The 21,627-nt window shown below is 41.4% G+C and carries 17 protein-coding genes and 1 pseudogene; 9 read left to right on the top strand and 9 right to left on the bottom strand.

Features of this window, described 5'->3' with window-relative positions; all coding sequences use genetic code 11:
• Positions 1-1,295 precede the first annotated feature (1,295 nt).
• Entirely contained in the window at positions 1,296-2,360 is a 1,065-nt protein-coding gene (locus ACT3QN_RS13290) for a hypothetical protein (RefSeq protein ID WP_444523893.1), read from the top strand.
• A 242-nt stretch (positions 2,361-2,602) separates the two neighbouring features.
• Here ACT3QN_RS13290 and ACT3QN_RS13285 read toward each other — a convergent pair whose 3' ends face one another.
• Positions 2,603-3,508, bottom strand: a complete 906-nt coding sequence (locus ACT3QN_RS13285; RefSeq protein WP_444523894.1) for a LysR family transcriptional regulator — start codon at positions 3,506-3,508, stop codon at positions 2,603-2,605.
• A 244-nt stretch (positions 3,509-3,752) separates the two neighbouring features.
• Between ACT3QN_RS13285 and ACT3QN_RS13280 the strand changes: the two genes are divergently transcribed.
• From ACT3QN_RS13280 to ACT3QN_RS13270, 3 genes are all read left to right on the top strand, one after another.
• Positions 3,753-5,459, top strand: a complete 1,707-nt coding sequence (locus tag ACT3QN_RS13280; RefSeq protein ID WP_444523895.1) for an L-lactate permease — start codon at positions 3,753-3,755, stop codon at positions 5,457-5,459.
• A gap of 33 nt (positions 5,460-5,492) precedes the next feature.
• Positions 5,493-7,244 carry a D-lactate dehydrogenase gene (gene dld, locus ACT3QN_RS13275; RefSeq protein WP_444523896.1) on the top strand — a complete coding sequence of 584 codons (1,752 nt, stop codon included), beginning with the start codon at positions 5,493-5,495 and terminating at the stop codon, positions 7,242-7,244.
• A 294-nt stretch (positions 7,245-7,538) separates the two neighbouring features.
• Complete coding sequence (locus ACT3QN_RS13270) at positions 7,539-9,221, top strand: NAD-dependent malic enzyme (protein WP_444523897.1); 1,683 nt, start codon at positions 7,539-7,541, stop codon at positions 9,219-9,221.
• 221 nt (positions 9,222-9,442) lie between these two features.
• On the opposite strand, the gene ACT3QN_RS13265 is transcribed toward ACT3QN_RS13270, so the two are convergent.
• Both ACT3QN_RS13265 and ACT3QN_RS13260 read right to left on the bottom strand, forming a co-directional pair.
• Positions 9,443-10,264, bottom strand: a complete 822-nt coding sequence (locus ACT3QN_RS13265) for an alpha/beta fold hydrolase (protein WP_444523898.1) — start codon at positions 10,262-10,264, stop codon at positions 9,443-9,445.
• A gap of 794 nt (positions 10,265-11,058) precedes the next feature.
• On the bottom strand, positions 11,059-11,196 hold the full coding sequence (locus tag ACT3QN_RS13260; protein ID WP_444529288.1) for a hypothetical protein: 138 nt from the start codon (positions 11,194-11,196) through the stop codon (positions 11,059-11,061).
• Here ACT3QN_RS13260 and ACT3QN_RS13255 point away from each other — a divergent pair.
• Both ACT3QN_RS13255 and ACT3QN_RS13250 read left to right on the top strand, forming a co-directional pair.
• Positions 11,196-11,462, top strand: a complete 267-nt coding sequence (locus tag ACT3QN_RS13255) for a hypothetical protein (RefSeq protein ID WP_444529287.1) — start codon at positions 11,196-11,198, stop codon at positions 11,460-11,462. The genes ACT3QN_RS13260 and ACT3QN_RS13255 overlap by 1 nt on opposite strands.
• 218 nt (positions 11,463-11,680) lie before the next feature.
• A pseudogene (locus tag ACT3QN_RS13250) lies at positions 11,681-11,914 on the top strand (GMC oxidoreductase); the annotation flags it as partial.
• A gap of 159 nt (positions 11,915-12,073) precedes the next feature.
• Here ACT3QN_RS13250 and ACT3QN_RS13245 read toward each other — a convergent pair.
• The 6 genes from ACT3QN_RS13245 to ACT3QN_RS13220 form a co-directional block, all read right to left on the bottom strand.
• Entirely contained in the window at positions 12,074-13,810 is a 1,737-nt protein-coding gene (locus ACT3QN_RS13245; protein WP_444523900.1) for a BCCT family transporter, read from the bottom strand.
• Between the two features lie 42 nt (positions 13,811-13,852).
• On the bottom strand, positions 13,853-15,340 hold the full coding sequence (locus ACT3QN_RS13240; protein ID WP_444523901.1) for an aldehyde dehydrogenase: 1,488 nt from the start codon (positions 15,338-15,340) through the stop codon (positions 13,853-13,855).
• Between the two features lie 61 nt (positions 15,341-15,401).
• Positions 15,402-16,439 carry an LLM class flavin-dependent oxidoreductase gene (locus tag ACT3QN_RS13235; protein ID WP_444523902.1) on the bottom strand — a complete coding sequence of 346 codons (1,038 nt, stop codon included), beginning with the start codon at positions 16,437-16,439 and terminating at the stop codon, positions 15,402-15,404.
• A gap of 42 nt (positions 16,440-16,481) precedes the next feature.
• On the bottom strand, positions 16,482-17,393 hold the full coding sequence (locus tag ACT3QN_RS13230) for a flavin reductase (RefSeq protein ID WP_444523903.1): 912 nt from the start codon (positions 17,391-17,393) through the stop codon (positions 16,482-16,484).
• A gap of 35 nt (positions 17,394-17,428) precedes the next feature.
• Positions 17,429-18,265 carry an alpha/beta fold hydrolase gene (locus tag ACT3QN_RS13225; protein WP_444523904.1) on the bottom strand — a complete coding sequence of 279 codons (837 nt, stop codon included), beginning with the start codon at positions 18,263-18,265 and terminating at the stop codon, positions 17,429-17,431.
• A 13-nt stretch (positions 18,266-18,278) separates the two neighbouring features.
• The gene (locus tag ACT3QN_RS13220) at positions 18,279-18,881 is read right to left on the bottom strand and encodes an amino acid synthesis family protein (protein ID WP_444523905.1); all 603 of its coding nucleotides are present in this window, start codon (positions 18,879-18,881) and stop codon (positions 18,279-18,281) included.
• A 188-nt stretch (positions 18,882-19,069) separates the two neighbouring features.
• Between ACT3QN_RS13220 and ACT3QN_RS13215 the strand changes: the two genes are divergently transcribed.
• From ACT3QN_RS13215 to ACT3QN_RS13205, 3 genes are read left to right on the top strand one after another with little or no spacing between them, the layout of a single operon-like run.
• Entirely contained in the window at positions 19,070-19,723 is a 654-nt protein-coding gene (locus tag ACT3QN_RS13215; protein WP_444523906.1) for a GntR family transcriptional regulator, read from the top strand.
• Positions 19,724-19,735: 12 nt separating this feature from the next.
• Entirely contained in the window at positions 19,736-20,116 is a 381-nt protein-coding gene (locus ACT3QN_RS13210; protein ID WP_102091459.1) for a carboxymuconolactone decarboxylase family protein, read from the top strand.
• 17 nt (positions 20,117-20,133) lie between these two features.
• On the top strand, positions 20,134-21,585 hold the full coding sequence (locus ACT3QN_RS13205; protein WP_444523907.1) for an NAD-dependent succinate-semialdehyde dehydrogenase: 1,452 nt from the start codon (positions 20,134-20,136) through the stop codon (positions 21,583-21,585).
• Positions 21,586-21,627 lie beyond the last annotated feature (42 nt).

Genomic DNA, 21,627 nt, shown 5'->3' with positions numbered 1-21,627 from the left:
TCTTTGTCGCTTTATTTATTGCCAGTGGAAACATAATAATGCGTTTCATATACCTCGTAAATGCTCATTCGCATATGATGCAATATTAAGAACAAAAATATTATTTTAGAATGAATATAAAGCTATCTCTATGGCTGATTTTAAAGGTGATATACATGGTTTTTTAGTAGAAGACGCAATAGGGCTTAACACTTCTTAAATTTTTTCTAAAGCAAAAATTGATATTATCTTTGCAATATAATGGATTTATTATTTGGTTACTATAATTTTTTGGATGAATAATGCCAAGTAGCCGCGATGGTTATACAGGTGCGTATACGCATATTAGTCTGACTATGACTAACTTTTAAATATCAATTCAAACGATAGCGTGTTATGACCTTCATAAAAAGGGCTCGAGCTTTTAGCTTGCCGGCTATTGTCACTGCCATACAAGTTACATCACTGACTTATGCCCATGACCCTAGTGCACATGCTCTGCCTACCAAAGAATGGCAGATCACCGGTCAAATAAATCCTGTCGTCTTCTAATTTGATAAAATTAGAAGACGACAGGATTTATTTGACCAACAGGCATTTTTACGATCAGCTACTCTCTTTTAATTTTTCGGACTCTTCAGCCAATGATCAAACCTATATTCTAGAAAAAACGCCCATATTCAAGCGATCAACCAGCTAGCAGTGATTGAAAATCTAGTAAGTAGTAATCAATTAATGGTTATTTAAAATCCAAACCATTAAACAATCGTGGTGAGGACGCCAGAGCATTCGGATAATTAGACAATGGGGGCGGGCATTCTGGACGCGCTGATAATTACCAATATCATCGTGCACCAACCCACCTACAGTCATAAATTGGTGAAGGTAAGCCCATTGCTTATGCACTAGAAGGCTTTCCTATCTATGATGAAACCGATGAAGATCTTGATGAATATTTAGGCAAATTCAATGAAGACAGTAGCTATGAATACTATGCTACTTCAGAGCTCTCATATTTAACGGTAGGTTTACGCGGAGCCGAGATCACAGATTACAAGATTATTAGCCCAACCCAATATAGTCTAACCTATACCCATCACGGTCAAGAGCATAAGCTGGATTATAGTTGGGATGCTACTGAAGCGACTAAAGATACTTATACTTTTGAGTTTATTGATCCAGAGGGCACGACCGTACAGACTTATAAACGCACTGATGGTATACAGAAAAAATAATGTGCACTTAATGATAACACTCAGTTATAGAGACAAATAAGCGGAGTTTTAGACCATCTTATATAATGCTAAGGAAGCATAATGAAACCTATTTTAACACTTGCTTTGCTAACCACGACTGCATCTTCTCTATTGCTGGCGGCGTGTAGCCAAACTCAAATAGACTCAGAAGCTACCGATGCCAATGGGCAAACGATAGCATCAATAAACAGTAGTGCAGATGCCAGCAGTTATACTGGCACCGCTAGCTTAACTCAAGGTCTTGCCCAGACTGACGTGACAAATGCCTATGAATGCGACCGCGGTCGCCAAACCAACATCGGTAGTATTCAGTCAACTGACGGTAAAATATGGACAGTACCAGCAGCGACCAATTTGCTCAATACAGAGTTCCCAGTGGCGTCTGACTTAAACAACCCCTGTACGGGCAACGAATATCGCACTGCCAGTGAAGCCTTAGCTCAACTTGATGGCTCAGACATCATTGAAATAGATGCAGATGGTGAGGTGTATACCGCTTATGTCTTTGCAGATAATTATTTTGAGATGTATGTCAATGGCGTAGTCGTCGGGCGTGACAATGTACCGTTTACTCAGTTCAATTCAAACATTGTACGTTTCAAGGCAAAAGCACCGTTTACCGTTGCTATGCATTTGGTGGATTGGGAAGAAAACTTAGGCATTGGTTCAGAGAGTAATCAAGGCTCGGAATTCCATGCAGGAGACGGTGGTCTAGTCGCTGTGATCAAAGATAAAAATAACAACATCATTGCCAAGACCGATGAAAACTGGAAAGCACAGACCTTTTATACCGCGCCGATTAGAAACTTATCCTGTGTTAGTGAGTCAGGTAGCGATCGCCTATCCAGCAATTGTATTACCACCGCCAATGTACAAGACGGTTCGGCAGATTATGGCTTGCACTGGGAATTGCCTACCAACTGGCAACAAGCAGACTTTGATGACTCTAGTTGGCCGAACGCTACCACCTATAGTAACCAAACCATTGGGGTAGACAACAAATCAGCTTATACCAATTTCACAGATATTTTCGATAACGAAAAATCAGATGCTGAATTTATTTGGTCAACTAATGTAGTGCTCGATAATGAAGTTATCGTACGCTATACAGTAAATGGATTATAAAGTCTTATTTAGATTGATCAATCTTTATGAAAGCTATTGAGTAATAAACTTGCAGTTATTAAACGCCTATATTAATAATATTATCTAGTACAATTGAACGTCATGTCTGAACACTCTATATTCATAGCTATTGGTGTTCAGAAACTTTCTGTTTTAGTTAAAGCGACATCAATATAGACGACTATTACTATCGAATATTTTAATCCGTCTCTACTTATTCATATTAAAAACAGACTTATTACTTAGCAGTAGTAAGTCTGTTTTTGATGTAATGATTCTCGTAGATGCTCGACAAGCAATTTCAACCTTTGATCTGGTTGCCTTGCTTTGGGGTAAACCGCATACATTCCCATTTTCTTTCGTGTAAAGCGTTGCAGAATCTGGGTGAGCGTATTTTTCTGTAGTTCTTCATAAACAAGTGCTTTTGGTAAAAAGGCGATACCTAGGTCGCTAAGCGTGGCTTGCTTAATCGCATTAAGATGATTGCTATGAAACCGACCCTGTACTGTAATTAATTGCTCTGTACCATCTATGTATAGTGGCCATATACCATTAGACAAATTATCAAACTTATAGACCAAACACTCATGGCTCTGTAGTTGGTCGGGGGTATGAGGTGTACCGTGTCGCTCTAAATAGTCTGGCGTTGCACATATGATCCAATGGCTATCTATAAGGCGTCTGGCAATGAGTGAGGAGTCTTCAAGCTCTGCTGTTCTTATGGCCAAATCAAACCCTTCTTCTATCAAATCAACCAGTCGATTGGTAATGTATAAATCCACCGATATTTCTGAATGCTGTTTGCAAAATTCAGTAATAGACTCACTTAATACCAAATTAGCGGAGACCGCTGGCATGGTGACACGTATGTTGCCTTTCATATTTTCACCATAGCCTGTGATGGCATTTTCAGCTTCTTGAAAAGCAAGTTCAACAATCTTAGCTTTGTTATAAAGCGTCCTTCCTGCATCGGTTAAGCTTAATTTCCTGGTTGTTCTATAAAGTAGCTGTGCATTTAGGCTATCTTCTAGTCTTGCTATACGTTTACTAACTACTGAGTTGGTTAATGATAGTTTTTCAGCGACTCTCGAAAACGACCCTTCCTCAACAACCTGAACGAATAAGACCATATCGTCAGCTTTAGTCATACTTGTTCCCCAATTGGCGTAATACATTTTGATTATAGCAAAAAAAGAAAATAACATTATCCTTTGATGCAATATACCAATGTATTGACACAGCGTAGAATATTTTAGGAAATTTTGAGCATTTGGCCTTGCGACTGGTAAAGATTGTTTTCGACTTCATCTGACACACAGCATGAAGTCACAAGATAAATGCTTAAATGGTTAGTACTCAAGGAAGACTAAACAATAAAAAAGGATTATGATTTTGAATCAGACAATATATGGACTACTGGCACTACTGCCAATCGTTCTCTGTGGTATTTTTTTGATAGGCTTGCAATGGTCAGCCAAAAAAACTATGCCAATTATCTTGGCTGTTACAGCCACTCTTGCTCTTTTCGTATGGGATATGACGCTCACTCGAGTGTCTTCATCTATTATTCAGGGAACGATCATCACCGTCTCAGTATTGTGGATAGTTTTTGGCGCTATTTTCTTACTGAATACCTTAAAACACACGGGTGCTATTGCCGTTATTCGATCGGGCTTTACCAATGTCTCGCCAGATAGACGTGTACAAGCCATTATTATTGCATGGTGCTTTGGCTGCTTCCTTGAGGGTGCAGCAGGTTTTGGTACAGCCGCTGCTATTGCTGCACCTTTACTGGTAGCGATAGGCTTTCCGGCGCTAGGTGCCGTGCTAATGGGAATGATGATACAAAGTACACCTGTATCGTTTGGTGCGGTCGGAACACCTATTGTGATAGGCGTAAACAAAGGCTTGGATACAGCTGCTATCAGCACTCAGCTGGCTCAGCAAGGGCTAGAGTGGGGTGACTTTTTACAACTGATTACTAGTCAAGTGGCCATTCTTCACGGTGTCATTGGTACATTTATGCCACTCTTTATGGTAATGATGCTGACTCGATTTTTTGGTAAAAACAAAAGCTGGAAGGAAGGCTTTGAGATTTGGCCGTTTGCTATTTTTGCAGGTTTGGCATTTACGCTTCCTTATACTTTAACCGGTATCTTTTTAGGACCAGAGTTTCCATCACTGGTCGGTGGTTTAGTTAGTGTCGCCATCGTTGTTAATGCGGCAAAACGTGGATTCTTAGTTCCAAAAACCACATGGGATTTTGAACCGCAAAAAAACTGGCCAAGTGAATGGCTTGGTAAGTTAGTCGTTAGTAAAGAAGATTTGACGCCGAATGAAGATGGCAAGAAAATGCCTATTTTCATGGCATGGTTCCCTTACTTACTAGTTGCGCTGTTGTTGGTTTTTTCAAGAGTGTTTGTAGGCTTTAAATATTTTCTGACTAGTATGACGTTAGACTTTACGTCAGTATTGGGTGAGGCGGATATTAGCGCTGGTTTTAGTCCTTTATATTTACCTGGTGGATTGTTGTTAATCAGTGCTTTGGTTGCCGCTTTTTTCCAAACCAAAAAGCCAGGTAGTGCACTAAATAGTGCGCTCAAAGAGTCAAGCAAGACTGTATTGAGTGCTGGTTTTGTTCTTATCTTTACGATCCCAATGGTCAGGATTTTTATCAATTCAGGCGTCAATCTATCAGATGTGGCAAGTATGCCAGTTGCGAGTGCAGAATTGTTCGCTGGTACTTTTGGTAATGTTTTCCCCTTAATTAGTGCAACGATTGGAGCACTTGGGGCCTTCATCGCAGGTTCTAATACCGTTTCTAATATGATGTTTAGCCAATTTCAGTATGAAGCCGCAATTAGCTTACGTATTTCACCTTCTATAATTATAGCAGCACAAGCCGTTGGTGCAGCAGCTGGTAATATGATTGCGATACATAATGTGGTGGCGGCCTCAGCAACCGTAGGTTTGCTTGGTATGGAAGGCGCTACCCTCAGGCGCACGATTTTACCTACTTTATACTATGTATTATTCTGCGGAATAATCGTTATGGCTGTCATTTACATTTTCGGTTTTCAAGGTCCTTTAGCACCATAAGGCACATGTAACCTCCAAGATAAAGAGATTGATATGCATTCATCAAACCTTTTCTCATCAAATATGCCTTCTCAAGACATCATTAGCCCTGATCAGGTGTTAGACAAACTAACGAATGTATTAGGTGCTAGTAATGTACAGGCAGATCCAGAGAAAAACGAGCACTATAGGATGGGGTGGCGTTCTGGCGGCGGAGCTGCATTGGCTGTTTTGTTTCCGCAAACATTGCTGGATATTTGGCGCAGTCTAGAAGTGTGTGTTGAAGGCAGTTGCATCATTATTATGCAAGCAGCAAAAACAGGATTAACCGAAGGCTCGACGCCAAGCGGTAATGATTATGATAGACCTGTGGTTGTTATTAATACCCTTGCCATAGACCAGTTGTACTTGGTCAACAATAATGAGCAGGTGATCAGCTTACCTGGCGCTACTTTGCACCAACTACAAAGTCAGCTTAATACGGTCAATCGAGCACCTCACTCAGTCATTGGTTCATCGACTTTAGGGGCGTCTATCATTGGTGGGGTTTCTAATAACTCAGGAGGGGCCTTGGTTAAAAGAGGCCCTGCTTATACTGAGCTTGCTTTGTTTGCACGAATAAATGAACAAGGTCAGCTGGTGTTGGTTAATCACCTAGACGTAGAGCTAGGTGACACGCCAGAAGCAATACTGACGAACTTGCAGAATGGGGATTTTGATAAAAACAAATTACCTGACAGTGGCAAGATGGCATCAGACAAAGAGTATATCGCTAGAGTAAAAGATGTTGATGCAAGCACGCCTAGTCGCTTTAATGCGGATAAGCGGAGACTATATGAAGCCAGTGGGTGTGCAGGTAAGCTTGCTGTATTTGCAGTACGGCTTGATACCTACCCAACGGCTGTAAAAGAGCAGGCTTTTTATATAGGTAGCAACAGTGTGAGCGAGCTTGCACAGTTGAGAAGACAGATATTGTCCAACTTCAAAAACATTCCTGAAGTGGGCGAGTATATGCACCGTGATATATTCGATGTATCTGCCAAATATGGCAAAGACACTTTCTTGAGTATCAAACACTTAGGGACAGATGCCTTACCGCGCTTGTTTGCTATTAAAGGCGCGATTGACGCAAAATTTAGTAAATGGTCGTGGATGCCCAAGCACTTTACCGATAAAGTCATGCAGTTTGTAGGTAATATATTTCCAAAGCATTTGCCTGAGCGAATGATGGAATATCGTGATAAATACGAGCATCACCTCATCTTAAAAATGAGTGATGACGGTATCGAAGAAGCGCAAGCGTTTTTGAAGTCGTTTTTTGCGACCTCAGAAACAGGCGCTTATTTTGAATGTGATAAAAAAGAGTCAGAAAGCGCCTTCTTAAATCGTTTTGCTGCAGCAGGTGCCGCGATACGATATGAAGTTATCCATGAACAAGAAGTAGGCGAGATATTAGCATTGGATATTGCTATACCACGTAACGAGTTAGAGTGGCTAGAAAACTTGCCCGAAGAAATCGAACAGCATTTGGACAAAAAACTTTATTACGGACATTTCTTTTGTTATGTGTTCCATCAAGACTATATCTTGAAAAAAGGTAGTGATGCAAAGTATGTCAAAAAAATGATGTTGAAGCTTTTAAATGAGCGAGGGGCAAAATATCCTGCTGAGCATAACGTCGGTCATTTATATGAAGCTGAACCCGATTTACAGAACTTTTATAAAAGCTTAGACCCAACCAATACGTTCAATCCAGGTGTTGGTAAAATGTCGAAAACAAAACGTAATTGCTCTTGTTGTCTATAAGTGATCGTTAAAACTAGTATTAAGCTGACCATTTATGAGTTGCTAAGTAAATAAATAGTTCAGTGTTTTTTATAATAAATGCTCATTAACACCCAAAAGCACTGCCGATTGGTAGTGCTTTTTTATTATTTCTTGGTGAATGTATCAGTAGCCTCGAGTTCAGAAGCACATTTATTCAAAATGATTTTGTTATCTATTGTTAAATACCAGTCGATGCTATGTATAATGCAGCACTAGCATAGCTTTCACTCAGTATGACCCTTACTCATAGGCCTTTAATAAGAAGATTACATTATGTCAAACAAGCGTCCTTTATATATTCCTGTTGCTGGACCCGCTCTTTTAGAAACTCCTTTACTGAATAAAGGCAGTGCTTTCTCATCAGAAGAACGTAGTAGCTTTAATTTAACTGGATTATTACCTCATAACATTGAGACGATTGAAGAGCAATCATTACGTGCTTATCATCAGCTGAGCTCATTCACTGACGCTATGGATAAGCATATTTATTTGCGTAATATACAAGATACTAATGAAACCTTATTTTATCATCTAATTGAGCAGCATATTGAGGAAGTGATGCCGCTCATTTATACCCCAACCGTTGGTCAAGCGTGTGAAAAATTCTCGCAAATTTATCGCCGTAAACGGGGTTTGTTTATCTCATATCCTGAGCGTCATAAAATCGATGATATGCTGCAAAATGCCACCAAACAAAATGTCAAAGTGATCGTTGTTACTGACGGTGAACGTATCCTAGGTCTAGGGGATCAGGGTATTGGTGGTATGGGCATTCCAATCGGTAAATTGTCTTTGTACACGGCTTGTGGTGGTATTAGCCCTGCTTATTGCCTACCAATTTTGCTGGATGTCGGTACCAACAACCAACAGCTACTCGATGATCCGATGTATATGGGCTGGAGAAATCCGCGCATCTCTGGCGATGAATATAATGAATTTGTCGATTTGTTCATTCAAGCCGTTAAGCGCCGTTGGCCAGAAGTGTTATTGCAATTTGAAGATTTTGCTCAAGAAAACGCCACACCGCTATTGAACAGATATCGTGACCAATTATGTTGCTTCAATGATGATATTCAAGGCACTGCTGCTGTTTCGGTCGGTACCTTGATTGCCGCGTGTTTAAATAAAGGTCAAAAACTCAGTCAACAAAAAATAGCATTTTTAGGTGCAGGATCAGCGGGTTGTGGTATTGCTGAGCATATTATTCGCCAAATGCAGCGTGAAGGACTGACTGAAGAGCAAGCCCGTAGTCAAGTATTCATGGTTGATCGCTATGGCTTATTGACAGATGGCATGACAGAACTGCAAAAATTCCAAGAACCGCTAGTACAAAAAGAATCAGCTATTGCAAGCTGGGATAAAAGTAAGAAACTTGGCTTAGCGCAAGTGGTTAAACAAGCAAAAATCACCGTATTGTTTGGTGTTAGTGGACAAAAAGGGCTGTTTACCCAAGAAGTAATCGAATCGTTGTGCGTGAACACTGAACACCCAATTGTATTACCACTTTCAAATCCAACCTCTCGTGTCGAAGCAACACCGCAAGAAGTGACCAATTGGAGCAAGGGTAAAGCAATCATTGCGACGGGTAGCCCGTTTCCTCACACTACTTTTAACGGTCAATCCTTTGAGGTTTCTCAGTGTAATAACAGCTATATTTTCCCCGGTATTGGTCTAGGTGTTTTAGCAGCACGAGCGACTGGTATCAGCGATAACATGTTAATGGCAGCAAGCCAAGCACTTGCAGATATATCAATGGAATATGAAAAAGTGCCTGGTGCCATTCTACCTTCTATCAACTTTATCAGAGAGATTAGTGAAAAAATAGCGTATGCTGTGGCATTGCAAGCGGCTCAAGATAAGCTGGCACTACCTATCACAGCGGAAAACTTACAACGCCGATTGAAAGCAAATTTTTGGTTACCTGAATATCGTAACTATCGCCGCACTTCGTTCTAGGTCGTAAATTAGGCATGAAAATTCTGAGTATTTAGTACATTATCTAAGTAATGTACCAAATAAAAAAGGTTGTCAACGCTATACTATATAGTGTTGGCAACCTTTATTATTTCTATCAAAACCAGTTGGTTTATCAAGCTTACTTCCAGCACTTCTTCAGCGTAGCTCAGCTTTGCTATTCAGCATAGCGCCATGTTATATCTCTCAGTACTATTCGTACTTTAGCTTAGAAACTGATTGATATGCTTACTAATTTCATCGGGTTTCTCATCAATCAACCAGTGAGCGACATCTTCGATCCAGACAAGCTTCGCGTTTGGAATTGCTTCCTCCAGCTTTGGCGCATATTCTGGTTTCTGGAAAGGGTCTTTGTCACCCCACATAATCAATGTCTGATGTGGAAGGTTATTAAGTTCGTCAGTAATGGCCTGAGTATATTCTTTATTTAACCGTCTGAGATTACGAAAAAAGGCATGCTTGCCGTTTTCAGTTGACCAAGGCTCAAGATACATCTCAATAAGCTCATCCGTCATGACGCTCTTATCATATACACCTTTTGGTAAGAAGCCTCGCATCATACTCAAAAAGTCCTCCAGACCCATCTCCGACTCAGCACCAGGTTCCTGTAGCGGCTCAAAATCTGGGATAGGCCATGAATCAAAGCAAATGCTATCTATCAAAGTCAGCTTACGAACTTTCTCTGGATAATTAACTGCTATCAGCTGGGCAACACCGCCACCAATATCATGTCCAACAATATCTGCTTGCCGCGCACCTAGAGCGTCCATTAACTTTACAACCATATGACTTTGGGCATTAATAGACACATCTGCGCTTTCTGGTTTATCAGATTTTCCATAATTGAGAAGGTCGGGAGCGATGACCCGATGTGTTTTTGCAAGTTGTGGGATAATATTTCGCCACATGAGACTATTAGTCGGAATCCCATGCAGCAGGATTACTGGACTACCTGAACCTTGTTCCAAAAATGCAATTTTATGGCCATCAATGTATGTATAATTTTCTGTTATTTGAGTACTCATAGTATCCTCCTAAGAGACAATATTAATAATTATGAAATCATTCTATGAAAAAGGGAGACAGTTTTTTGGCTAAGATAAGCCAACAATTGACCCTAACGTTATAATAATATTGTGTTGTGAGAAGTTCGTCAGGCAACATCCTTAGAGTTAGATAAGCTAACTTGACGAAAGTGATATTAATCATACACCAATAGGAAAAAGATTATGGTCTTGGCCGTTATAGGTTTGTATCTCAGCCGTTGGTCGTTTGTTGAAGGGTTTACGAGACCTATAAGGTTAAAGCTGTTTACTTTGTCGCGTTGAAAGGTTTTTTTACATTGGTAGATTAAATCTGCTTTCTCTGTTTGGTAGAGGTTGGGATTTGAAGTTGCTTATATCGATAAAAAGTATGTTGAGCAGTTCTATTGTTCAGCACTTCTGTTGGTTGCTAGTAAAATAACGCTTTTGATTTCTTCGGCTAACTTTTGAGAATTAGTCAGGTCTTAAGGTCAAAGTAAGACAATGATATATGCACTGATCAATATGCCTTAACAGCCACACCTACTACTCTCACTGGCAGGGTTGTACATTATTTTAACTGTTTGAGTAAATTCTCTGTGGCGTATCTCATAATTTATGGTACAGCTGTCTGAAACCACATTTAACGCTGTGCCATCTTGGATGTTTGCCAACATGAATCGCATTGCGGTAATTGGGTGCCATAGAAGAATGACCATTCTCTCCACTACAACGCGCTTGATAAACTGCCTTGCCTTTATGTCCTAATGCTATTTGCATAGAAGTCGGTTCACCAATCACGCAAAACTTAGTGTCTTAATCAAATCTGGTAACTTAGGTAAGATATTTCTAACGCCCAAGCAGCCAATCTCTTCATCGGAAGACAAACATACATGCAGCGGGATAGACAATTTCTGCTGACTGGCTTGGCACATTGTTTCACTCATTAGGCCTAACAAAGTCATTTTCTAATGGCACCTTAACATTCAAGGATGATCTATTCGACAACGTCAATGAAGCAGAACAAAACTATTTGGCGCCTTTGGATGGGGCAGATAAATATGTTGAGGACAATGGTCTAGATTTACCTGAATATCCAGAAGTACGAGCGTTTTTAGAGTTACCTGAACCTATTAGCGACCCAACTTTATCAATAGACTTTAGTGAAAATAACATCACTAGCGTTGGCCACTGGTTTTAAGTATGACTACAACTGGTTAGAAGTTGATGTACTGGACGATGTCGGTCGCCCACTGCATACCGAGGTGTCACGTCAGCAACTGGTATTTATTTCGTTGGCCTACCTTTCTTATCAGGGCAGGGATCGGCCTTTATTTGGGGGGAGCATGATGCTAGACGTATTGCTATCAAGAAAAAGTATCACGAGTGCGGTTAGTGACACAACACATGCTAATACACGAAATTTCTATAGCACTAACAAACGAAACCGTCATTGCATATCACCCAATCGGGACTTGTAGGATGGGTAGCGATGATGAGGCGGTCGTTGACCCTCAATTGAGAGTAAAAGGCGTTGATGGATTGCGTGTTGTTGATGCTTCCGTAATGCCTTCTTTGATGAATGGTAATACGAATGCGCCGACGATTATGACTGCAGATAGAGCAGCCGATATGATTCTTAATCAGGTGTAGTTTGCATATAAAAATCACCCTAACTTGAATAGCTAGGGTGATTTTTTATCTATGCATTGATATAAGTTAATTTAATTTGTATCAAAAAAAGAGCATCTATGAAATAGAGATTTGATTATAAGAGCTCTGAAACAGGTGATACTTTTAAATAAATATCAATCACTTTTCTCTTTTTCGTACGCCATCTAAAATAAGAGCCTTCAGCAAACTAACTGCCATCAAGATAATGATGAGTGAAAAGGGCATTGCAGCAATAATCATAGCCGAGGTAATAGCACTCAATCCACCAGCTAATAATAGTGCTGCAATAACGGAAGCCAGAGCCAGACCCCATACGACAATGTGTTTTTGACCATTTTCAACTGTGACCTCACCACCAGCATTGAGCATATTGACAACTAGCAGCGCAGAGTCAGCAGAAGTAACCAAATAGGTTAATAGCAATAAAACCACCATAGCTGATAATATTTTTGCCATCATTGGCTCTAACATAAAGCCAATAATTTCGAATAGCTGAGCGGTCAACCCTGACTCAAATATTTTACCACCAGCAATACCACTTAACTCTAAATCGATGCCAGTACCACCAATGAAAGAAAACCAGACAAACAGTGTCAGACTAGGTGCTACGATACCAATCAATCCAAATTCACGAATAGTACGGTTTTTGGAAATACGTGCTAAAAACATACCAACGAATGGTGCAAAAGCAATCCACCACGCCCAGTAAAAAATAGACCAACTGGTTTGCCAGCTGCCCAGTTCGGTATTGGGATCCCAGACCATGAAGACCATTGCAGGTAAGTGTACGACGTAGGTAAAGATCCCTTTGCCCAGCATTTCTAGGGCAAACATAGAGGCCCCAAAAATCAAGAAAAAACCTAAAAGTGAAAACGACAATACCATGTTGATATTACTTAGCCACTTGACGCCCCGTCCAACACCTGACAAAGCAGAAATCATCGCTAGGCACATGACCACAAACAACGATAGTAATAATGCTCCGGTGGTGGGCTCAGGGTTATTAGTATTGGTCACCAACCAAGTAATACCAGTAATACTGTATAGCCCAGAAGCAAATGAGCTTAAGCCAATACCAATCGTTTGTGCAATACCAAATATCGTAGCGATTACGGCAGATATATCAATGATATGACCCAATACCCCTTCTAAGTGTCTACCAAACAAAGGTGATAGTGCTGAGCGCATAGTTAATGGTAATCCACGAGAATAACTAAAGTACGCCAAACAAATACCGACTAGGCAATAAGTTGCCCAAGCACTGATACCCCAGTGGAGAAAGGAGTAGCGAAAGGCCGCGTCTAGCGCTGTTTCAGTTTTGGGTAATACCACACCATCGATAGCAGTTAAAGTACTGGCTGCCACTTGGTCTTGATAAAAACTGAATACATCAGCACCTTGAGGCAGTTTCAGGCCGTTAGCATTCAACGCTGACATTATGATTTCTTTTGACATAATAGTGTCAGGGTTGTTTGCCAAATGCCAGATAGGTTCGGCAGCACTATAAGTCAGTACACCAATCCCAATACCTGCCCCAAAAATCATAGAAAACCATGAAAAGTTTGAAAATTCAGGTTTTCCATTAGGATCGGAGCCAAGTTTGGTGCGTCCAAAAGATGGCCATAAGATAGCAGTAAGACAAACCAATATATAAAATGCGACAGAATAGGTATAGTAGCTATTCAGATTAGTATAAGACCAGTTTTTCATATTATCTAAGATCGCACCAGAACGATCGATGTCACTTAAGATCCAGATAACCACTATTGTCACCAAAATCTTCGAAGTTATAGTGACAATACGATTGAAACCCTTATAAAAACCCTTGTCATGGGTTTTTATATTGAGCTCTGTCAATGGGGGGCGAATAGGCATAGTTTCTTCCTTAAAACTAATGTAGTAAGTTACATCGAGTGGTTACCTCATGACAAAAGGATTAGCCATCGGCTCCGCTGAGATATTGATCCATGTCGTTTTTGTACGCGTATATTGAAGTACAGATTCACTACCTGCTTCACGGCCATAACCTGATTGATTGTAGCCACCGAAAGGCGCTGTAGGAGAGATAGCTCGATAGGTATTTACCCAACAAATACCTGAGCGAATTTGTTGTGAGACACGGTGCGCTCTGGCCAAATTTTGAGTGAACACACCAGACCCTAAGCCATAGACACTATCATTTGCCATAGCAATAGCTTCGTCTTCAGTGTCGAAAGCAACTAAAGACATGACAGGGCCAAACATCTCCACACTTTGTGTTTCAATATCAGTATTAGGACATTCTACTAAGGTAGGCGTAAAGTAATTGCCGCTAGCTAAAGCAGGGTCAGTAGGCGGCTGGCCACCGAAACGAATGGTCGCGCCTTGTGAAACTGCCTTCTCAAGCGTATCTTTTATACGATCGACTTGAGCCTTAGTACATAAAGGGCCTACGTGTGTACTGGTATCAAGAGGATTGCCAATAACAATATTTTTTGCTTTTTCTTCTACACGTTTGATAATTTCAGGCAAGATAGAACGGTGAATAAAACCACGAGATCCTGCCACACAGGATTGACCAGAAGCGCCAAAATTACCAGCAATTAGACCATTGGCTGCACTTTCTAAGTCCGCATCTTCAAAGACGATGATGGGTGACTTACCACCTAACTCCAAGCTCGTTACCGCAAAGCTATTGGCAGAGTTTCTGACTACGTGCCTTGCTGCATCGGGCCCACCAGTAAATGCGATTTTGTCTACATCAGGGTGACTGGTTAATGGAATAGCGCAGTTTTCGGCGTCCCCTGTAATGATAGATACGACACCTTTAGGGAAGCCTGCCTGTTCTACTAATTCAGCAAAAGCAAACATAGGGCAGGGGGCTACCTCGGAAGCTTTCAAAATAATAGTACAGCCTGCTGCTAACGCTGGACCTAGCTTAGTCGCTGTTAAAAACATTTGCGCATTCCATGGCACAACAGCAGCGACTACACCAATAGGTTCACGTGTAGTAAAAACGTGCATGTCTGATTTATCAATTGGCAGTGTAGCCCCTTCTACTTTGTCAGCAAGTCCTGCAAAGTAACGATAATAATCGCTGACATAACGTGTTTGAGCTACAGTTTCATGAGCCAGTTTGCCACTATCCGTTGTTTCAATTTTCCCTAGTTTTTCGGCATTTTGCTCGATCAGGTCTGCTAAGCGGTACAATAATTTACCGCGTTGGGTAGCAGTCATTTTTGCCCATTCAGGATTATTCAGTGCAGTCTTAGCACCATCGACAGCGCGTTCGACATCAGCAGGGCTAGCACAGGCAAATGTTGCCCATGCTTCATTCGTTGCGGGGTTATAGCTGTCTAGGACTTGGTTAGTGCTCCCTTCGCACCACTCGCCATTGATATAAAGCTTGTAATGAGGTTTAGCCATAGTGGTTCTCCAAATGTCTTATTGGGTTATCTGTTTATTATTTACTAGAAACTAAGTATGGTTATGCAAATGCTGGCATGACGTCATTAATAAAACGGCGCAAAGATGCTTGTTTTTGCTCGAAAGTCATACTAGAGTCAATCCAAAATGCAAACTCGTCATAACCTAATTCTTCATATACTTTGAGTTTTTCAATGACCTGATCAGATGTGCCAATAGGCATGTTTTCTAACATTTTTTCAGGAGCATACATGTCGATTTTTGCCATTTCTTCTTCGCTCAATGGTTCAAGCAATCCTTGACGAATAGGACGTTCGTTTTTGAACCATGCACCAAAATAGCAGTAGAAACGGCTGATACATTTAGCCGCTTCAGCAACGTCATTCGCATCACTACCAACGTAAGCATGTTGCAAAAGCATGATCTTCGGATTTTTACCTTCGCCATGCTCAGCTTTGGCGTTTTTGAAGGCTGTCATTAAATTCTGAATTTCTGTCATGCCTTGCCATAGCGGAGTGACTTGTACATTGCAGCCATGTTCTACCGCAAAATTGTGACTGTGAGGGTCACGTGCTGCAATCCACATGGGTACGCCATTTTTTTGTAAAGGTTTTGGCGCTGAAGTGGTCGATGGGAATTGGGTATACTTGCCATCATGAGCGTAGTCACCTTTCCATAGTTGTTGTACTGCAGGAACCAGCTCACGCATGCGACCTCCTGCCTCCATTGCATCCATACCAGGCATCAAGCGCTCATACTCAAAATTATACGCACCGCGAGCAATTCCCAAATCCAATCTGCCGTTGGTGATAATGTCAGTCATGGCCGCTTCTCCGGCCAGTTTAATCGGATGCCAAAACGGCGCAATCACCGTACCAGTACCTAGGCGTACGTTTTTGGTGTGATGGGATAGGTCAATCAGATTTAAAAATGGGTTTGGGGCGATGGTAAAATCCATACCATGGTGTTCGCCAGTCCAAATAGCATGCATGCCACCTTGGTCGGCTATTTTTGCCAACTCAATGAAATCATCATGTAGCTGTTGATGGGTTTGTGACTCGTCGAGGCGTTCCATGTGTAAAAATAGTGAAAATTTCATGAGGCAAATCCTTTGCTGTGTATTTTTAATTAAATGTGAATTTTAGTGGACGTTACCGTGTTCTTCTTGACCAACATAGACGCCATAAAGGCCATTTTTACTTTCAGTTGCGTAGCGTGTCATCATCGAACTCATGGCTGGTGTAATAAAATGCTGTTCGGAAATACTATCGATTGAGATATATTCACCTAGCCCTTTAGGATCAGCCGATTGAGCGGTAGCTCTATAAAAAATGTAATTGGTATTTGTTTTAGTATTCTCATAAATAGAGAAGACAGCGCCCAACTGAGCGTCAATATTATTGTCTGCTAAAAACTGTTGGATCGTGCTAACGGCATTGGTATTGTCATCGGTAGTCGTACTAGGCAAGGTGGTTTTACCATCTTTTTGACTGAGTAGGACTTTTCCATTGTGCTCTATAATTACACCTACATTGACATGCTTTTCTTGTGTGCTGATTTCTGCAGCTTCACGCTCTAGTGCTAAGCTGAAATAACCTCCAGATGCGTAGCCTAAGCCGTATCCTTCACGAGAGGAAAAATCAAGCACTTCACCAACCAAGAGGTGATGATCACCAGCATCGAGATTGCGGTCTGTTTTACAAGAAAAATGCGTCAAAGCACCTTTTATAATTGGATTGGCGTATTCATCTTTATGCCACTCTATTTGACTAAAACGGTCTTCTTTAGAACCTGCGAATATATTGGATATAGCTTGTTGATCTTCGCTGAGAATATTGACAGCAAAATACTCACAGTTAGCAAACACATCAAAACTGGACAACGATTTTGCTGGGCATACCAGTAGGAGCGGTGGATCAAGTGATACCGATGTAAAGGAATTAGCAGTAAAACCGACAGGTTTACCGTCATTAGACATGGCAGTTATGACAGTAACGCCAGTCATATAGCTGCCAAAGGCATTACGTAGAGTTTTAGGATCAAGTTGTTTCATGAGAACCTCTTTTTAAAAATAGGCATGCTTTTAGATTAAGCAAGCGTCATATTATGTGAGTCACATTGAGTAAAAAATGTCGCCAATGCAGCGTTAACCATATTCGAATGTGTCATTTGAGTCATATGACGTGCTTCAGGTACGATAATGGCATCAGCCTTGGGTAATATACCTGCCATCGCCAATGACATTTCGGGCTTGGAGTTGACATCCAATTCGCCTGTTAGAAATAACGCAGGCACTGTGATAGCTCGCAAGTCAGCTTCTGCAATACCACGTAAATATGCAAACATTTGATAAGCTCGTGCATATCCCAAACGACTGCCATTATCTAACCATTTTTGACACAGCTCGGCTTCTGAGCGGTATTCAGGATTGCCATCAAACCATCTGGCTATTGGTTGATCAGTAACATTTTGATTGAGGTCGTTTATCAGTGATTCAGCTCTAGCTTGTACATCTTGAGCCGCTTCATCTGGACGATTATAAATTGCATTCAATGCAGCGACACCAAGTACTACTTTGGGAGAGGATACCGCAGTCTGTAAAGCAGTCATTGCACCTAATGAGTGACCGACAATGATGGCTGGTTGGCCCACAACGTTATTAATGAAGTTTGTTAGTACGTCAGAAAAGTCCTGTAGCGTGACTATTGGGCTCGATAATAAGTCGCTCTTTCCATGTCCTGGCATATCAATCGCATAACAGCGATAGTGTTCAGTAAATGCAGACAACTGCTGGTTCCAGCTCTCTGCTCGTAAGCCCACACCGTGAATAAAGACGATAGGAGTGGCTTTTTTATCAATGTTTCCGCCATTGTTATCACCATAGTGATAAGCGATTCCATCGGAGGTTTTACGTGACCACTTCATTAATATCTGCTCCTTATACGGCTGCTGGATTATCTAGATTGCGGCCCAAATCTTCTAAGTCTTGATAACGATCACCAATGCGATGATGCGGACGGCCACCAGATGCACCTCCTAAGACGATGACTACTTCATCATCACGAGGGGCATCTGGAATGGCGAATTGAATGGTCAGATAATGTGAGCGTCGACCAACATCATCTTTATCCATCAACGGCACCATAATGGGGGAGTTTGCGCCGCCGCGCATGTTCGTAAATGATAAATAACTACTGGCAGATAAGGCTTCACGATAGAAGTTGCCAAAACGTAGTGTGTGAATCAGGCCTGAGGCGTGTTCGATTTCACCATTGAGTCCGACTACAGCCGCTTTGCCATACGCTTGTATTTTGTCTGCACCGCCAGCTAGAGCAATGATTTTATCGGTCATTAGCTTACCCAACACAGGACCAAATGCTTGAATCTCAGGTTTTAGGTCTTCGACATAACGTCCTGCCCATGGGTTAGCAATCACCGCCGCAACAGCAAACATTCGAAGCGGTGTATCAGCAGCTTTGAATCCTTCAATGAATGTTTCTTCTTCAAAAGTTACGATTTTTCTAATTTCTGGTTTTAGCATTATCTGTTCCCTACAGTGGTGAATAATCTCTAACAATGTTGGTATACCATAATACGGTATTTAATTAATTGCTAGCTTTTTTTGAAAAAAAATATTATGGTATACCGTAATACTGTATTAAAGCGTACTGTTTTCTTTGATTCACAGTCGTTATACTCTGCATTTACATCTTACAAAATAGAGGTCGTATGTTAGAGAAAGTGGAAAAACCAAAAACGTTGAAAGAGACAACACTAGAACAGCTACGCTTAGCGATCATGATCGGACAACTTGAACCAGGTAAGCGTTTGGTTGAACGCACTATCTGTGAGCAGCTGGGTGTCAGCCGCACTGTTGTACGTGAATGTATAAGACATTTAGAAAGCGAGCACTTGGTGACGTTTTCTGCAGGAGGGTCTTCAGTTGCTGTTTTAGAAAGTGATGAGATTCGTCAAATTTATCATTTACGTACGATGCTAGAGAGCGAAGCAGTTCGCTACTGCGCTGAACAAGCGACACCTGAACTAGTAGATAAATTACAAAGCCACTTAGTCCAGATCCGAGAAAACTTGCATGCAGGAGATGTGGTGGAGGCGCTTGGGTATTCTTATTCATTTTACGAGCATTTATTTTTGACGGCCGGTATGACGGTCGCATGGGAGTTGACAGAGAGATTGAATGGACGTATTGGACGTTTGCGTTTTATGACTTTATCTACGCAAGAGCGTGCCACTAAAGGTCCTAACAACTTGCAAGATATTGTTAATAGTATTGCTAAAGGTGACAGTAAGTCGGCAATTGAAGCTTGTCGAAAACACATTGATGAAGCCTGCTATATGGGGTTGCATCTTAATAAACAGTAAAAGGAAGTAATAATGGACAAACAACGATTTGAATTGGGACTTACTCAACGCAAAGCCACTTTGGGTGCTGAGTACGTCGAAAAAAACCTACAAGCTGCTGATGATTTTAATCGTCCATTTCAAGAGGCCATGACCGAATGGTGCTGGGGATTTGGGTGGGGCGATGAGACGATTGATGCCAAAACCCGTTCGTTAATGAACTTAACCATGATTGCTGCTTTAGGGAAAATGCATGAATGGGAGTTGCATCTAAATGGAGCAATTAATAACGGTTGTTCTGTTGAAGAAATACGCGCTGCTATACATGCTATTGCGATTTATTGCGGCGTACCACAAGGTGTAGAGTGCTTTCGAATTGCACGTGAAGTGCTGACCACACGCGGATTGTTGTAGTCCTAAAAAACCAGTGGCTGTCTGTAGCAAATAATGCGTTGTTTAGACAACAAGCCTTTATTAATGGCGTGTGGTGTGATGCTGATAGCAAAGCAACCCATGAAGTACTAAACCCTGCAACGGGAGAATTGATTGGTACTGTGCCAATGATGGGAAATACCGAGACTCGACGCGCCATTGAAGCTGCAGATATCGCTCAATCAACTTGGTCGAAAAAAACAGGTAAGGAACGTAGTAGCATCTTACGTCGTTGGCATACGCTGATTGTTGAAAATATGGAAGATTTGGCTGTCTTAATGACCGATGAACAAGGCAAGCCTATCGCTGAAGCGAAAGGCGAAATACAAAGTGGGCTGGATTACTTAGAATGGTTTGCTGAAGAAGCGAAACGTATCTATGGTGATTTTATCCCTGGGCACATGCCAGATAAGCGTTTAGTCGTGATTAAACAGCCTATTGGCGTCACTGCAGCCATTACTCCATGGAATTTTCCGCACTCTATGATTAGCCGAAAAGCAGGTTCTGCGCTAGCAGCGGGATGCCCGATGATTGTCAAGCCTGCACTGGAGACACCTTATTCTGCGTTAGCAATGGCTTATCTGGCTCAGAAAGCGGGTGTTCCTGATGGTATATATAGCGTAGTCACAGGTGATCCGATAGCGATCGGAGAGGAGATGACGACAAACGCTTTAGTTAAGAAAATAAGCTTTACTGGGTCCACTCGAGTGGGGAAAATCCTAATGAAGCAGTGTGCTGACACTGTCAAAAAAATGTCATTAGAATTGGGAGGTAATGCACCTTTCATCGTTTTCGATGATGCAGATATAGATGCCGCTGTGATAGGCGCAATGATGAGTAAGTACCGCAATAGCGGTCAAACCTGTGTATGTGCCAATCGTCTTTTCGTACAGGCAGGTGTTTATGATGAGTTTACCAAAAAATTAGCAGAGCAAGTAAGAGCTATAAAAATTGGTAACGGTTTAGAAGAAGGCGTAACACAAGGACCTTTGATTTCTCAGTCTGCAGCAAATAATGCAGAGGCGCTGGTTGCTGATGCGAAAATTAAAGGCGCAACTGTATTATGTGGCGGTCAAAGAGTTGAGGCTGGTAGCAATTTTTTTGAGCCAACTATTTTGACCGACGTCAATAACGATATGCGCGTCGCAGACGAAGAAATTTTTGGTCCTATTGCGCCAATTTTCAAATTTGAGACAGATGAAGAGGGCGTTGTTCTCGCAAATCGTACTGAATATGGTTTGGCAGGTTATTTCTATAGTCGAGATATCGGGCGTGTATGGCGTATTGCTGAAGCACTGGAAGTGGGTATGGTCGGAGTCAATACTGGCATGCTGACGACAGAGTTGGCACCGTTTGGTGGTATCAAAGAATCGGGCTTGGGACGTGAGGGCTCAAAATATGGTATCGAGGAGTATGTTGAGACTAAGTATATTTGTTTAGATATTAACTAAAACATCTCTCTTAGAAGAGAAGAAAACCCCCATATCTTATAG

It is taken from the genome of Psychrobacter sp. AOP7-C1-14, from assembly GCF_052376135.1.
Classification (GTDB): domain Bacteria; phylum Pseudomonadota; class Gammaproteobacteria; order Pseudomonadales; family Moraxellaceae; genus Psychrobacter.
The sequence above is the reverse complement of the archived record's forward strand: the minus strand, read 5'-3'. Positions and strand labels throughout refer to the sequence as shown.

What these genes read in the sequence shown, in the direction of transcription:
- ACT3QN_RS13235 (WP_444523902.1), bottom strand. Translation starts at nt 16,439, where the DNA reads ATGAAATTTTCACTATTTTTACACATGGAACGCCTCGACGAGTCACAA.
- ACT3QN_RS13210 (WP_102091459.1), top strand. Translation starts at nt 19,736, where the DNA reads ATGGACAAACAACGATTTGAATTGGGACTTACTCAACGCAAAGCCACT.
- ACT3QN_RS13220 (WP_444523905.1), bottom strand. Translation starts at nt 18,881, where the DNA reads ATGCTAAAACCAGAAATTAGAAAAATCGTAACTTTTGAAGAAGAAACA.
- ACT3QN_RS13215 (WP_444523906.1), top strand. Translation starts at nt 19,070, where the DNA reads ATGTTAGAGAAAGTGGAAAAACCAAAAACGTTGAAAGAGACAACACTA.
- ACT3QN_RS13290 (WP_444523893.1), top strand. Translation starts at nt 1,296, where the DNA reads ATGAAACCTATTTTAACACTTGCTTTGCTAACCACGACTGCATCTTCT.
- ACT3QN_RS13265 (WP_444523898.1), bottom strand. Translation starts at nt 10,264, where the DNA reads ATGAGTACTCAAATAACAGAAAATTATACATACATTGATGGCCATAAA.
- ACT3QN_RS13230 (WP_444523903.1), bottom strand. Translation starts at nt 17,393, where the DNA reads ATGAAACAACTTGATCCTAAAACTCTACGTAATGCCTTTGGCAGCTAT.
- ACT3QN_RS13270 (WP_444523897.1), top strand. Translation starts at nt 7,539, where the DNA reads ATGTCAAACAAGCGTCCTTTATATATTCCTGTTGCTGGACCCGCTCTT.
- ACT3QN_RS13260 (WP_444529288.1), bottom strand. Translation starts at nt 11,196, where the DNA reads ATGTGCCAAGCCAGTCAGCAGAAATTGTCTATCCCGCTGCATGTATGT.
- dld (WP_444523896.1), top strand. Translation starts at nt 5,493, where the DNA reads ATGCATTCATCAAACCTTTTCTCATCAAATATGCCTTCTCAAGACATC.
- ACT3QN_RS13245 (WP_444523900.1), bottom strand. Translation starts at nt 13,810, where the DNA reads ATGCCTATTCGCCCCCCATTGACAGAGCTCAATATAAAAACCCATGAC.
- ACT3QN_RS13285 (WP_444523894.1), bottom strand. Translation starts at nt 3,508, where the DNA reads ATGACTAAAGCTGACGATATGGTCTTATTCGTTCAGGTTGTTGAGGAA.
- ACT3QN_RS13240 (WP_444523901.1), bottom strand. Translation starts at nt 15,340, where the DNA reads ATGGCTAAACCTCATTACAAGCTTTATATCAATGGCGAGTGGTGCGAA.
- ACT3QN_RS13225 (WP_444523904.1), bottom strand. Translation starts at nt 18,265, where the DNA reads ATGAAGTGGTCACGTAAAACCTCCGATGGAATCGCTTATCACTATGGT.